This window comes from Actinomadura rugatobispora, from assembly GCF_042656285.1.
GTDB lineage: Bacteria > Actinomycetota > Actinomycetes > Streptosporangiales > Streptosporangiaceae > Spirillospora > Spirillospora rugatobispora.
In genome coordinates this window covers 1-11,715 of record NZ_JBHSON010000177.1, presented here as the reverse complement: position 1 = coordinate 11,715, position 11,715 = coordinate 1, and the positions used below count along the sequence as shown (strand labels likewise).

Sequence of the window (11,715 nt, the reverse complement as noted above, 5' to 3'; positions counted from 1 at the left end):
CCCGCCCAGCAACACCCCACCCACTGACCCCACGTCCGCCGACCCAGCGCCCGGCAAGCAAACATCCGGCGATCAAACGTCCACTGACCCCACGTCCACTGACCCCACGTCCGCCGACCAAACGTCCGGGGAGCAAACGTCGGGCGACCGAGCGCTCGGGGAGCAAACGTCGGGCGACCGAGCGCCCGGGGACCAAACGTCGGGCGACCGAGCGCCCGGGGACCAAACGTCGGGCGACCGAGCGCCCGGGGACCAAACGTCCGGGGACCGAACGCCCGGGGAGCAAACGTCGGGCGATCAAATGTCGGGTGACCCAACGTCGGGCGACCAGACGTCCGCTGGTCAAGCGTCCGGGGACCAAACGGTTGTTGGTCCCACGCCTGCCGAGCGCACGCCTGCTGAGCCTGCGGCTGATGACGCCGCGTCTGCTGACCGGACGCCTGGGGGTGGCTTGCTCGGGGGTGATGCGGATTCGGCTGAGCCGTCGGCCGCGGAGGACGGCGGGGACGATGAGGGCTCGCCGGGGGGTGGTCGGTGAACCAGCTGGTGCCGCTCCCCGTGCTGCTTCCGCTGCTGGCGGCGGGCGTCAAGATCGTGCTCGGGCCGAGCCGTCCCATGCTGCAGCGCGCGATCAGCGTGACGGTGCTCGCGATCGTGCTGGGGATCGCGGTCGCGCTGCTGGTGGCCGCCGACCGCTCCGGGCCGTTGACCGTGCAGCTCGGCGGGCGGCCCGCGCCGATCGGGATCACGATGGTCGCCGACCGCCTCTCGGCGCTGATGCTCGTGGTGTCGGCGGCCGTCACCCTCGCCGTCATGGTGTACGCGATCGGGCAGGACATGGCCGAGCGGGGACCGATCACGCCGCTGTCGGTGTTCCATCCCACCTACCTGCTCCTGGCCGCGGGAGTGGCCGACGCGTTCCTGGCCGGCGACCTGTTCAACCTGTTCGTCGGCTTCGAGATCATGCTGATGGCGAGCTACGTCCTGATCACCCTGGGCGGGACGGCCGCGCGGATCAGGGCCGGGACCATCTACATCGTCGTGGCGCTGCTGTCGTCGATGCTGTTCCTCACCGCGATCGCCGTGCTGTACGCGGCGACCGGCACGGTCAACCTCGCCCAGCTGGCGGTGCGGATCGCCCCCCTGCCGGACGGTGTGGCGCTGCTCGCCGAGCTGATGCTGCTCACCGCGTTCGGCATCAAGGCCGCCGTGTTCCCGCTCTCGATGTGGCTGCCCGACTCCTACCCGACCGCGCCCGCGCCCGTCACGGCGGTGTTCGCCGGACTGCTCACCAAGATCGGCGTGTACGGCGTGATCCGGGCCGAGACGCTGCTGTTCCCCGGCGACACCCTGCGCACCACACTGCTGGTCGCCGGGCTGCTCAGCATGCTGGTCGGGGTCCTGGGCGCGATGGTGCAGGTCGACCTCAAACGGCTGCTGTCGTTCACGCTGGTCGGCCATATCGGCTACATGATCTTCGGGGTGGGGCTGGGATCGGTGATCGCATTGGCCGCCACCGTCTTCTACGCCCTGCACCACATCACCATCCAGACCACGCTGTTCCTGGTCAGCGGGCTGATCGAGAGGCGCGGTGGGAGCACCTCGATGCGCTCCCTGGGCGGGATGGCCCGCACCGCCCCTTTCGTTGGGATCCTGTTCTTCGTCGCCGCGATGAATCTCGGCGGCATCCCGCCCATGTCCGGCTTCCTCGGCAAGCTGGGGCTGCTGCAGGCGGGCCTGCGGGACGGCGGCGTCCTCCCGCTGATCCTGGTCGCCGCGGCGGTCGTGACCAGCCTGCTCACCCTGTACGCCCTGGTCAAAGTGTGGAACCAGGTGTTCTGGAGGGCGCCCTCGACGGCCGTCCGGCCCGAGTCCGACGAGACCGAGGAGGAGCCGGAGATGCCCACGACCGTCCGGCTGCCGGCCGCCATGGTCGGCGCCACCGTCGCGCTCGCCGTCCTCAGCCTCGCCTACACCGTCGGCGGCGGGCCGCTGTTCGCACTGACCGACCGTGCCGCCGCCGAGCTCGCCGAGCCCGGCGACTACGTGCGCGCCGTCGCACCGGAAGGAGCACCGTGAACGATCTCCCGCCCTTGAGCGTCCGGGTCGGCCGCCGGGTGATCCAGTTCCCGCTGGTCATCTGGCTCACCGTGATCTGGCTGCTGATGGGCGACCGGTTCTCGATCGCCAACGCCCTGTCGGGGCTGCTCCTCGCGATCGGGCTGGTCGTGGTGTTCCCGCTGCCGCCGATCGACCCCGGCCTGCGCTTCCACCCCTGGGGCTTCGCCTGCTTCGCCACCCGTTTCGGGCTGGACCTGCTGCGCAGCGCGGGGCCGCTGACCTGGCAGGCGTTCGGCACGGCCGAACGCGGCATCGTCAACTCGGTGCTCGGCGTGACCCTGCGGACCCGGTCCGACCTGATCCTGACGGTCACGGCCATCGCACTGTCCGCCGTGCCCGGCACCCTCGTGCTCGACGTGCGACGCGAGACGTCCACCCTGTTCCTGCACGTCCTCGGCGGCTCCGACGAACGCGCCGTGGCCAAGGCGCGATCCGACGTGCTGGCCCTGGAACGCCGCGTCGTACGGGCCTTCGGCACCCGCGCCGACCGCCGCGCCGTGGAGGTCTCGTGAGCATCGTCATCGCCCTCGCCACGGGCGCCCTGTTCCTGGCGGCGGTCTGCACCCTGGCCCGGCTGATCCGCGGCCCGTCCATGCTCGACCGGGCGGTGGCCCTCGACGTGCTGGTCGCCATCACGATGTCCGCACTCGGCGTGCACGCCATCGCCGTCGGCGATTCGTGGGCGCTGCCGACGCTCCTGGCCCTGTCCCTGGTCGGCTTCGTCGGCTCGGTGTCGATCGCCCGCTTCCTGGTTCTGCGGGAGCAGCCCGAGGGGAGTGACACGTGACCGTCGTGACGGCGATCTTCCTTCTGGCCGGGGCGGGCAGCACGCTCGGTGCTGCGCTGGGCATGCTGCGCCTTCCCGACCTCCTGACCCGCATGCACGCCGCCTCCAAGCCGCAGGCGGTGGGCCTGCTGCTGGTGCTGGCCGCCCTCTGCGTCCAGTTCCCCACCAGCGCGGTGATCACCACGGTGCTCCTCGTCGCGCTCCTGCAGATCATGACCGTTCCGGTCGCCGCCCACATCATCGGCCGCGCCGCGTACCGCACCGGCCGCTTCCGTCCCGAACACCTCCACGTCGACGAACTCGCCGAAGCCCTCGAAGAGCGGCCCCCGCCCCCCTGAGCTGGGAGGCGTCCAGCGAGCCGCGAGTTCGGTGTGTGCTGTTCTCGTGGGGCGGTTCGTACGGGGGTGGGGGAAGTTGTCGAGGGGCGTGTAGCGGTTGGGCGGGGGTGGCGATTACACATGCCGCACCACCCCGTCTAGTCGAGGAGCCGGACGACATGCGTTGGATCTCCGCAGGGCTGACCGCTGCGCTCGCGTTCGCCGGGGGCGTTGGGCTCGCCCCGGGCGCGGCCGCGGCCGAGTGCAAGGCGGTCAGTGTCATCTCCGCGCGCGGAACGACCGAACCCCAGAGCGGAAGCTGGCTGCAGAAGCCGATCGGGGACCGGATCCTGGCCGAGGTCCCCGACGGCGAGTTCACCGAACTGACCTACCCGGCCGACTTCTCCGGTGGGAGTCCCGGCACCGGCGTCACCAACCTCGTGAACCTCCTGAACGCTGAGGCGCAGCAGTGTCCCGGGCAGAAGTACGTGCTGATGGGGTACTCGCAGGGGGCCATCGTCACCGGCGACGCGCTGGTTCCGCCGGACAGGCGGCGTGCCGGGAAGGAGGCCGGGGAGATCTCCGCCGCCGCCGGAGGGAGGATCGCGGCGGTGCTGCTGTACGGCGACCCGGGATTCACGGCAGGCGAGCCGTTCAACGTCGGTGACTTCGACCCCGCCGAACAGGCCGCGGCGCCTCGTGTCAAAGGGGTGTTCGATGTGTATGCGAGCCGCATCCAGAATTACTGCGTCAAGGACGACTTCGCCTGCCAGGGAACGACCGGTAATTTCCTCGCCCACCTCGGCTATTTCTTCAACGGAATGCCCGTGGACGGGGCCGCGTTCGCCGTTCAGAAGGTCAAGGGGTGATCAGCGCCTTTCTCAGGGCCCGGCGGTCGGCCGGATCGCGAGTGTCCTCGTCGAACCAGCGTGCGATGCGGCGCTCCCCTGACGGGGGTTGGAGCAGGATCTCGGGGCCGATGAGGTCGATGACCTCCTCGAACGCGTCGCCGTGATCGATCAGGGTCCAGCCCGTCCAGGTCCGGGCCGCCGTGCGCGGGTCGTGCGGGGCGTCGAGCGACCACCAGTCGAGCCGTCGGGTGGTGGCATCGATGTACACGCCGTTGCGCGGGACGGATTCGAGCGCCGCGAAGGGAACCGACTCTTCCTGCGGCACGAGCATGATCTCCGGTCCGGCGAGCAGCGGTCCCTCCATCCCGTCGCACCACAGGCCGGAGAAGGAGAGGCGCCCCGAGGCGTCCCGCACTGCGACCAGGGTGAGGGCGACGCAGGAGAGGTCGTCGTCCTCGGCTGGTGGCAGCGCCCATTGGACGCGCTGCGGCCGGGGCGGTTCGTCCAGGTAGAGGACGGTGTCGTAGGGGAGTCCCAGGTAATCCATCACCTCGAACAGTTCCCGCGCGGCCCAGGTGACCGTCCAGCGGGGCCACAGGGCGTGGGCGACGCGGAGCCAGGCACGGATTTCGAGGACGGAGGTATCTCGCTGCGGGCCCGCCACGTCCTGCCCGGAATGGACGAGCATCCGGCGCCGCCGGAGGTCGAGCAGTGCCACGCCTTCCCACCAGACGGAATTCATCCACGAGGCGGAAGTGCCGCCGGACTGGCTCCGGATGAAATCGATGGTCCGATCCGGACCCCACATCACGTCGTGGAACAAGGTGTGCGCGCCCCGCCGGCGCCACCAGACACCGAGCTCCTTGCCGTCCACGATGACGTAATGCGCATGACCGCCGCCCATGCCGACACGTTAACCGCCCGCGGGGCCGGGGCGGACGGCGCGGTGTCTGGGACTCTTCCCAGCTAAGGGCGTTACCATCTGCCCGGTCCCCGCGGGACGATTCCATGCTGACACGGGATCGGCGCCGCGTAACCCCCGCGTCGGCATACGGGCGAGGAAACCGAACGCGATTCGTCACACCCGGCATGGGTTTTGGCCGGGGTCGGCAAGATCGGTCTCCTTCCCGCCCCGCCCGCCTAACTTGTGGGGTAAGGATCGGTGTAGGCGTGAGGGGGAGATGGTGGCGGAGGAGCCGGCCGACCTGAGGACGGGGAGGCCGCACCCGGCCCGCATCTACGACTACCTGCTGGGAGGCAAGGAGAACTATCCGGCGGACCGCCTGGCCGCCGAGGAGATCGGCCGGGGCTGGGCGGGCCTGCGCGACTCGATGCGGGCGAACCGGCGGTTCATGCGGCGGGTGGTCCGGCATCTGGCGGTGGAGGAGGGGATCCGGCAGTTCCTGGACGTCGGGACGGGCCTGCCGACACCGCCCAACCTCCACGAGGTCGCGCAGGGCGCCGCCCCCGAGTCGCGGGTCGTGTACGTCGACAACGACCCGGTCGTGCTGGTGCACGCGCGGGCGCTGCTGACCTCGGGCCGTCCGGAGGGCAGGGTCGCCTGCCTGGACGCCGACGTCCGCGACCCGGAGGCCATCCTGTCCGCCCCCGAACTGCGGGACACGCTGGATCTCGACCGGCCGGTCGCGCTGAGCCTGATCGCGATCCTGCAGTACGTCGTGGACGACGGCGTCGCCAAGAGGGTGATCGACCGGCTGATGGAGCCGCTGCCCGCGGGGAGCGTGCTGGCGCTGTCGGCGGTGACCGCCGACAGCGCCCCCGAGCAGGTCGCGAGGGGCGTGGCGGCCTTCAGCACGTGCGGCATCCCGCTCAAGGCGCGCAACAAGGCGGAGGTGGAGGGCCTCTTCGACGGTCTGGACCTGCTTCCGCCCGGTGTCGTGCTGGTCCACCACTGGCGTCCGGACGACGACGCCGCCGTGGAGTCGGACGCGCACGTCCACCTGTACGGGGGCGTCGCCCGGAAGGTCTAGGCCGTGGCTCAGAGTCCCGCCTTACCGGGCCTTGCCGTGGTGCGATGCCGGAGGCGAGCGTCACCGGCCAGATCGCGGAGCGATGCCGCGCTCGCCAAGACCCGGTGAGGGGCGAGCCGCCAGGCGAGCGCCGTGCCGTAGGCCGGGGCTGTGCCTAGCCGTCGACCGTCCAGGTGATCCCGTAGGGCGCCAGAGCGTCCAGGAAACCGGCCGGGTCGAGGACCTCGGCGGGGGTGCGCCCCCCGGCGGGACCGTTCATGCGGAGGGTTCCCAGGGCGGCGATGACGCCGGTGGTGCCGTAGGTGTCGGGCCCTTGGGCGCTGGCTCGGGCACGGCGGCCGTTCTGGGCGACCGCCTGGACGACGATCGTCCAGTGGTCGCCGCGCCGCTCCTCGTCCGAGGGCCCCTCGGGCATGGCGGCGATGGCCTCCTCGGAGACGGTGGTGGCGAACAACTCGGCCAGACCGGCCTCGGCGAATCCCTGGACGCGCGTCACGTCCAGGTGGCGCGGCACGGTGACGACCTCCTGGAGGGCGAACCTGATCACGGGTGTGCCGGGCCTCCCGGGGAAGTCGATGGCGGTGAGGCGGGGCTCGGCGTCGCCGCGCCATTCGCCCTTCTCGTAGGCGAGCCCGCCCGTTCTCAGGACGTCGGCGGTGCCGGACAGGGAGCGCAGCGAGCCGCGCGACATGCCGCTCGCGCCCGTGACGAGGTGCCCGGCGAGGACCTCCTCAAGAGGGCCGCCGCCGAGGTGTTCGGCGAGGATCCGGGCGAGGAGGTCGCCGGGGACGCCGCCGTCGGTCATCGCGGGGGTGACCCTGACGCCGGCGCGTTCGGCGTCCGCCGCGCACGCGTCGTAGACCTCCTTGACGTGGAACTGCTCGCCGGAGGTGTCGGTGTAGTGACAGCCGGCGGCGACGGCGGCGCGCGCGACGGCCGCGCCCTGCGGGGTGAACGGCCCCGCGCAGTTGATGACCGCGTCCGCGTCCCGGAACGCGGCGACAAGAGCGTCGTGGTCGGCGCTGTCGGCGACGCGGGTGGCTGTGACCGTGCCGGTGCCGTTCCGGGACGCGGCGGCGGCCGCCGCCTCGAGCCGTCCGGCATTGCGGCCGGCGAGGACGATCTCGGTGTCGTGGCGGGCGAGTTCGGCGAGGACGAGCCGGCCCTGGTAGCCGTGCCCGCCATAGATGACGATCTTCATGGCTCGAATCTAGGGCGGCCGATGAAGATGCTGAATAATCCAGACGCTTCTGTAGATACTCGATCGTCTTCGGTTACTATCGTTCGCGTATGGATGTGCTCAGCGACGTGATCGCCTCCGTGCGCACCGGCCGGCCGCACTCGTCGCGCACCGCGGAGCGGGCCCCGTGGGGCGCGTGGTTCCACGCCTCGTCGGCCGCCGGGTTCCACGTGATGCTGGCCGGGTCGAGCTGGCTGCTCCCGGAGGAGGGCGAGCCGGTCCGGCTGGGCGTGGGGGACGTGGTCTTCGCCGCCCGAGGCTCCGCGCACGGGCTGGCCGACAGCCCGTCGACGCCGCTGACGGCCTCCGAGCCGATCGTGCTGAACGAGATCAGGCCCACCGATCCGGAGGCGGAGGCGCACGCCTCGGCGGTGATGCTGTGCGGCGCGTACCGCATGGACGGCACCCGGTCGCACCCGCTGCTGGACGAGCTGCCGCCGATCATCCACCTGCCGGCCCGGCTCGGCCGCGGCGCCCCGCTGCGCGGGGCGATCGACCTGCTGGCCGCCGAGATGGAACGCCCCGGGCCGGGAACCGACGCCGTCGTGCCCGCGCTGCTCGACACGCTCCTGCTGTTCATCCTGCGCGCCTGGTACGAGGAGCAGCCGCGAACGGGCTGGGCCGGGGTGCTGGGCGATCCGGAGATCAGCGCGGCGCTGCGGGCCCTGCACGACGACCCCGCCCGCCCGTGGACGGTCGAGGAGCTGGGCCGGGCGGCGGGGCTGTCGAGGGCCGCGTTCGCCCGCCGCTTCACCGCGCTGGTCGGGCGGCCGCCGCTGGCGTACCTCACCTGGTGGCGCCTCACGACGGCGGCGCGGCTGCTGCGCGACGGCGACGCGCCGCTGGCGGCGGTCGCCGGGCAGGTGGGGTACGGCTCGGAGTACGCCTTCGCCAACGCGTTCAAGCGCGAGTACGGGATCGCGCCGGGCCGCTACCGCACCGCGCCCACGAGCATCGTCGAAAGCGCGCCGTCCCCGATGTCCCGGTCGGATTCGGAGCGCTCCGTTTCGTAGCGCTTCGGGCGGGCGCAAGGGCGCTGCGGGTACCGGGCACCATCGACATCCTGGAGCTCCGCCGCTACGGGGTCGGCATGGTCCGGCTGCGGGAGGCGGTGCCTCGCCGCGCCGTGGCCGAGCGCCCGCTGTCAAGGTCTCGGGTCTCGGGGCTTTGACGGTGAGGTGAGCAGATCGATGACGGGGGCGAAGCGTTCCATGGCGCGGTCGGGGACGACGTAGTAGGTGAAGCCGTAGCGTTCGCGGCGGGCGGTCATCTGCTCGGCGATGTGCTCGGGCGGGCCGACGAACTGTGACGGCATGTCCAGCACCAGGTCGGTGGACGAGGCGCCCCACCCGCGCAGCACGGCAGTGCGCGCGGCGGCGGCGCGCGGGTCGGGGCCGAACGTCGGCGACACCAGCATGCTGAGCTCGACGCCGTCCCGTCCGGCCTCCTGCGCGGCCCGCCGGACGTGGTCGACCTTGCGCGCGATGGTGTCCGGCATCCGTTCGGAGATCTCTTCGGAGATGGTGCCGTCGGGCAGGGCGCGGGGGAGGATGCCCGCGATGTCGGCGTGCCGTCCGGCGATGCCCAGCATCCGGCCGGCGCCGGCGCCGACGAGCAGTGGCGGCGCCTGTGCCGGGCGCGGGAAGACCGCCAGGTCGCGCACGCTGTAGTGCTCCCCGGAGAACGTGGTCTTCTCGCCGCGCAGCAGGCCCCGGAGGATCCGCAGCGACTCCTCCAGGCGGCCGACCCGCACACCGGCCGGGTCGAACGGCATCCCCGCCCGCTCGTACTCCTCGCGCAGCCAGCCCGCCCCGATGCCCAGTTCGAAGCGCCCGCCCGACACGTGGTCGAGGGTGGCGGCCTCCTTGGCGAGCATGACCGGGTGCCGGTGGTCGTTGGCGAGGACGAGCGTCCCGACCCGGAGAGCGCGGGTGGCCAGGGCGGCGGCGGTGAGCGCGATCATCGGGGCGAGCTGGTCGCCGAACGGCTCGGTCAGGTGGTGGTCCCGCAGCGTCAGCGTCGCGTAGCCCAGCTCCTCCGCGCGGACCGCCAGGCGGGTCACCTCCTGAGCCGTACGGGCCGACTCGGCCACCACGCCGAAGCGGAACGGCCGCGCGGCCCGGTCCTTCCATGCACTCATGCGTTCAGCCTCGCGGGACGCGCCCCGCCCGCGCTGGCGGGAATCCGACATCAGGTTCCGCGGGCGTCAGGCAAACTTGACGTCAGGTTGTCTTGACGGAACGATGGGGACATGTCGCCCGATGACCTGGACACCGCCCTGACCCTGCGCACCGCGCTCGCCCGCTACGAGGACCTGCGCACCCGCGACCTGTTCGAGGAGGACGACGACCACGAGCCGCTCAGCCGCGCCGAGGCCCTGGAGATGATCGCCCTGGGGGAAGTGATCGCCCGCAAGGCGCGCTACGGCCGCCAGCTCGCGGTCCGCACCGCGCGTGAGCGGGGCGCCTCGTGGTCGCAGATCGGCCGGGCCCTGGGCACCAGCAAGCAGACCGCCTGGGAGACCCACAACCGGTGGATCGAGCAGCAGGCCGAGCAGCGGCGCGACCGCGGCCACTGGGGCCTCGACGAGGCCGAGGCGGTGCGCGAGCGCGACCTGGCCGGCCGACGCCCCGAGGACGGCGAGTGACCGTGCGGCCCTTCCGGCATCCGCAGTACACCACGGTGATCGACGGTGCGAACGTCCACCTGCTGCACGTCCGTTCTCCCGAGCCGGACGCCTTTCCCCTGGTCTGACGCACGGGTGGCCGGGGTCCGTGGTGGAGTTCCTGGACGTCATCGGGCCGCTCACCGATCCGCGCTCGCACGGCGGCGATCCCGCGGAACTTCCACCTCGTCCTGCCGCACATCCCCGGGTACGGGCTGTCGGGCCCCACCCCGGGCACGGGATGGGACGTCGGCCGCATCGCGCGCGCCTGGGCCGAGCTGATGCGCCGTCTCGGCTACACCCGGTGCGGAGCGCAGGGCGGCGACTGGGGGCACGCCATCACGCGCAGGCTCGCGGCCGTGGACGGTGACCGCGTGGCCGCGATCCACCTCAACACGCTGTTCACTCCATCGTGCACTGGAGCGAGCTGCCGTGCGGCGGGTATTTCGCCGCCCTGGAGTGCCCGGACCTCTTCACCGCCGACGTTCGGGAGTTCTTCCGGCCCTTCCGCCGGGGATAGCCGGCCGCCGGGACGGCCCTCGCCTGCGCGGCGTCCCGCAGGGCGGGCGTCAGCCGGTGCCGATGCCGGCCGTGCGGTACTCCTCGTACAGGGAGAACAGCTCGCTCACCGGTACCGGCCTGCGGTCGGCCGCGGCGATCTCGTCCGCGCCGTCCAGCGTGGGGAGCGGCGGGTAGAAGCTCATGCCCTGGTCGTGGCGGAGGGCGGCGACGTCGTCCTGCCAGCCGGGCCAGCGGAGCGTCCAGTAGAAGTCGGTGAGGTTGCCCAGGATGAGGAAGCGCAGCCACATGCTGTGGCCGAAGACCCGCTGGGGCGTCTCCAGCAGCTTCCACTCCAGGTTCTCGGGCTGGAAGTAGCACAGCTGGCCGGGCTCGCCGGGACGCCCGTCGCGGGCGGGGTCGGAGCCGTTGATCTCGAACCGGCCGCCGAGGACGTCGTACCCGACCAGCAGCGCGGGCGCCGGGCCGCGGCGCTCGGCGAGGGCGGGGTTGGCCTCGGCCAGGCTCGGCAGGCCCAGCTCCGGCGAGCCGCCGCCCAGCACCCGCACCCAGCCGTGGTCGACCAGCACGCCGCCGGTGTGCAGGGCCAGCGCGCCCAGGAACGACCCGGCGCTGACCTGGATCCCGTGCAGCGCCTTCTCGCCGGCCTCGGGGGCGACGGGCAGGATCTCGGCCGTCTGGTGCCCGTCCGCGCGGCCCAGCAGCTCCCGCAGCTCGGGCCAGGCGGGATCGGCGACGTCCTTGAGCTCGGCGATCGAGCGGAGATCACTCACGGGTCGTGCGTCCTCCCATCGGTACGGGCCGGTGCGGGCGGCCGGGCTCCGGGGCTCCGCGCTCCGGGGCGTTCACGGGTAATTCGGGCGATCTTGCCAGATCACCGGGGGCGCGCGAGCGGGAACCCCGGAACTCGGCGGCCGGGAGGAGCGCCGCGCAAGGGCTCCCCGGCGGTCCGGGTGATCAGGCTCACTCCCGCCGGGACCTTGACGGGCACGTCCGGCTCGCATTGAGTTAGGGTCACCTAAGTTAGGTACTCCTAAGTTGACGGCCGGCCCGTCGTGCCCCGAGTGGAGGAACCGCATGGACCGCACCCGGACCCCGCCAGGCACGGTCGTCCTGCTGGCCGGGGCGGCGCGCGGCGTCGGCGCCGAACCCGCCGGCGCGGTGGCCGCCGCCGGGGCGGCGGTCGCCGTCCTCGACCGGGACGCGGCCGCCGCCCGGGCGCTG

At 72.3% G+C, this 11,715-nt stretch carries 13 protein-coding genes; 9 read left to right on the top strand and 4 right to left on the bottom strand.

Going from position 1 to position 11,715, the window contains the following annotated elements:
* The first annotated feature begins 534 nt into the window (after window positions 1–534).
* From ACFPZN_RS54805 to ACFPZN_RS54785, 5 genes are all read left to right on the top strand, one after another.
* Complete coding sequence (locus tag ACFPZN_RS54805; RefSeq protein ID WP_378293137.1) at window positions 535–2,079, top strand: Na+/H+ antiporter subunit D; 1,545 nt, start codon at window positions 535–537, stop codon at window positions 2,077–2,079.
* A complete protein-coding gene (locus tag ACFPZN_RS54800; protein ID WP_378293135.1) occupies window positions 2,076–2,633 on the top strand; it encodes a Na+/H+ antiporter subunit E in 558 nt (185 codons plus the stop codon). Before ACFPZN_RS54805 ends, ACFPZN_RS54800 begins: the two co-directional genes overlap by 4 nt.
* Window positions 2,630–2,908 carry a monovalent cation/H+ antiporter complex subunit F gene (locus tag ACFPZN_RS54795; RefSeq protein ID WP_378293133.1) on the top strand — a complete coding sequence of 93 codons (279 nt, stop codon included), beginning with the start codon at window positions 2,630–2,632 and terminating at the stop codon, window positions 2,906–2,908. Before ACFPZN_RS54800 ends, ACFPZN_RS54795 begins: the two co-directional genes overlap by 4 nt.
* Complete coding sequence (mnhG, locus tag ACFPZN_RS54790) at window positions 2,905–3,246, top strand: monovalent cation/H(+) antiporter subunit G (protein ID WP_378293131.1); 342 nt, start codon at window positions 2,905–2,907, stop codon at window positions 3,244–3,246. Before ACFPZN_RS54795 ends, mnhG begins: the two co-directional genes overlap by 4 nt.
* 158 nt (window positions 3,247–3,404) lie before the next feature.
* Window positions 3,405–4,094 (top strand): cutinase family protein, encoded by a 690-nt coding sequence (locus ACFPZN_RS54785; protein ID WP_378293129.1) that lies wholly within the window; start codon window positions 3,405–3,407, stop codon window positions 4,092–4,094.
* Here the strand turns inward: ACFPZN_RS54785 and ACFPZN_RS54780 are convergent.
* On the bottom strand, window positions 4,084–4,980 hold the full coding sequence (locus ACFPZN_RS54780; RefSeq protein WP_378293127.1) for a hypothetical protein: 897 nt from the start codon (window positions 4,978–4,980) through the stop codon (window positions 4,084–4,086). The genes ACFPZN_RS54785 and ACFPZN_RS54780 overlap by 11 nt on opposite strands.
* Before the next feature lie 277 nt (window positions 4,981–5,257).
* Here ACFPZN_RS54780 and ACFPZN_RS54775 point away from each other — a divergent pair, with 277 nt between their 5' ends.
* The gene (locus tag ACFPZN_RS54775; protein ID WP_378293125.1) at window positions 5,258–6,067 is read left to right on the top strand and encodes an SAM-dependent methyltransferase; all 810 of its coding nucleotides are present in this window, start codon (window positions 5,258–5,260) and stop codon (window positions 6,065–6,067) included.
* Window positions 6,068–6,221: 154 nt separating this feature from the next.
* On the opposite strand, the gene ACFPZN_RS54770 is transcribed toward ACFPZN_RS54775, so the two are convergent.
* Window positions 6,222–7,268: a saccharopine dehydrogenase NADP-binding domain-containing protein gene (locus tag ACFPZN_RS54770; protein ID WP_378293123.1), complete on the bottom strand. Its 1,047-nt coding sequence runs from the start codon at window positions 7,266–7,268 to the stop codon at window positions 6,222–6,224.
* 89 nt (window positions 7,269–7,357) lie between these two features.
* Here ACFPZN_RS54770 and ACFPZN_RS54765 point away from each other — a divergent pair, with 89 nt between their 5' ends.
* Window positions 7,358–8,320 carry an AraC family transcriptional regulator gene (locus ACFPZN_RS54765; RefSeq protein WP_378293121.1) on the top strand — a complete coding sequence of 321 codons (963 nt, stop codon included), beginning with the start codon at window positions 7,358–7,360 and terminating at the stop codon, window positions 8,318–8,320.
* A 131-nt stretch (window positions 8,321–8,451) separates the two neighbouring features.
* Here ACFPZN_RS54765 and ACFPZN_RS54760 read toward each other — a convergent pair whose 3' ends face one another.
* On the bottom strand, window positions 8,452–9,447 hold the full coding sequence (locus ACFPZN_RS54760) for a TIGR03621 family F420-dependent LLM class oxidoreductase (protein WP_378293119.1): 996 nt from the start codon (window positions 9,445–9,447) through the stop codon (window positions 8,452–8,454).
* Between the two features lie 111 nt (window positions 9,448–9,558).
* Between ACFPZN_RS54760 and ACFPZN_RS54755 the strand changes: the two genes are divergently transcribed.
* Together ACFPZN_RS54755 and ACFPZN_RS54750 are read left to right on the top strand one after the other, a co-directional pair.
* Window positions 9,559–9,954: a hypothetical protein gene (locus tag ACFPZN_RS54755; protein WP_378293117.1), complete on the top strand. Its 396-nt coding sequence runs from the start codon at window positions 9,559–9,561 to the stop codon at window positions 9,952–9,954.
* The gene (locus ACFPZN_RS54750; RefSeq protein ID WP_378293115.1) at window positions 9,951–10,061 is read left to right on the top strand and encodes an epoxide hydrolase N-terminal domain-containing protein; all 111 of its coding nucleotides are present in this window, start codon (window positions 9,951–9,953) and stop codon (window positions 10,059–10,061) included. Before ACFPZN_RS54755 ends, ACFPZN_RS54750 begins: the two co-directional genes overlap by 4 nt.
* 480 nt (window positions 10,062–10,541) lie before the next feature.
* On the opposite strand, the gene ACFPZN_RS54745 is transcribed toward ACFPZN_RS54750, so the two are convergent.
* Entirely contained in the window at window positions 10,542–11,264 is a 723-nt protein-coding gene (locus ACFPZN_RS54745) for a DUF2625 family protein (protein ID WP_378293113.1), read from the bottom strand.
* Window positions 11,265–11,715 lie beyond the last annotated feature (451 nt).

Excerpts from the sequence above, each read along its gene's own strand:
- ACFPZN_RS54785 (WP_378293129.1), top strand. The coding sequence starts at position 3,405 with ATGCGTTGGATCTCCGCAGGGCTGACCGCTGCGCTCGCGTTCGCCGGG.
- ACFPZN_RS54780 (WP_378293127.1), bottom strand. The coding sequence starts at position 4,980 with ATGGGCGGCGGTCATGCGCATTACGTCATCGTGGACGGCAAGGAGCTC.
- ACFPZN_RS54775 (WP_378293125.1), top strand. The coding sequence starts at position 5,258 with ATGGTGGCGGAGGAGCCGGCCGACCTGAGGACGGGGAGGCCGCACCCG.
- ACFPZN_RS54765 (WP_378293121.1), top strand. The coding sequence starts at position 7,358 with ATGGATGTGCTCAGCGACGTGATCGCCTCCGTGCGCACCGGCCGGCCG.
- ACFPZN_RS54770 (WP_378293123.1), bottom strand. The coding sequence starts at position 7,268 with ATGAAGATCGTCATCTATGGCGGGCACGGCTACCAGGGCCGGCTCGTC.
- ACFPZN_RS54755 (WP_378293117.1), top strand. The coding sequence starts at position 9,559 with ATGTCGCCCGATGACCTGGACACCGCCCTGACCCTGCGCACCGCGCTC.
- ACFPZN_RS54760 (WP_378293119.1), bottom strand. The coding sequence starts at position 9,447 with ATGAGTGCATGGAAGGACCGGGCCGCGCGGCCGTTCCGCTTCGGCGTG.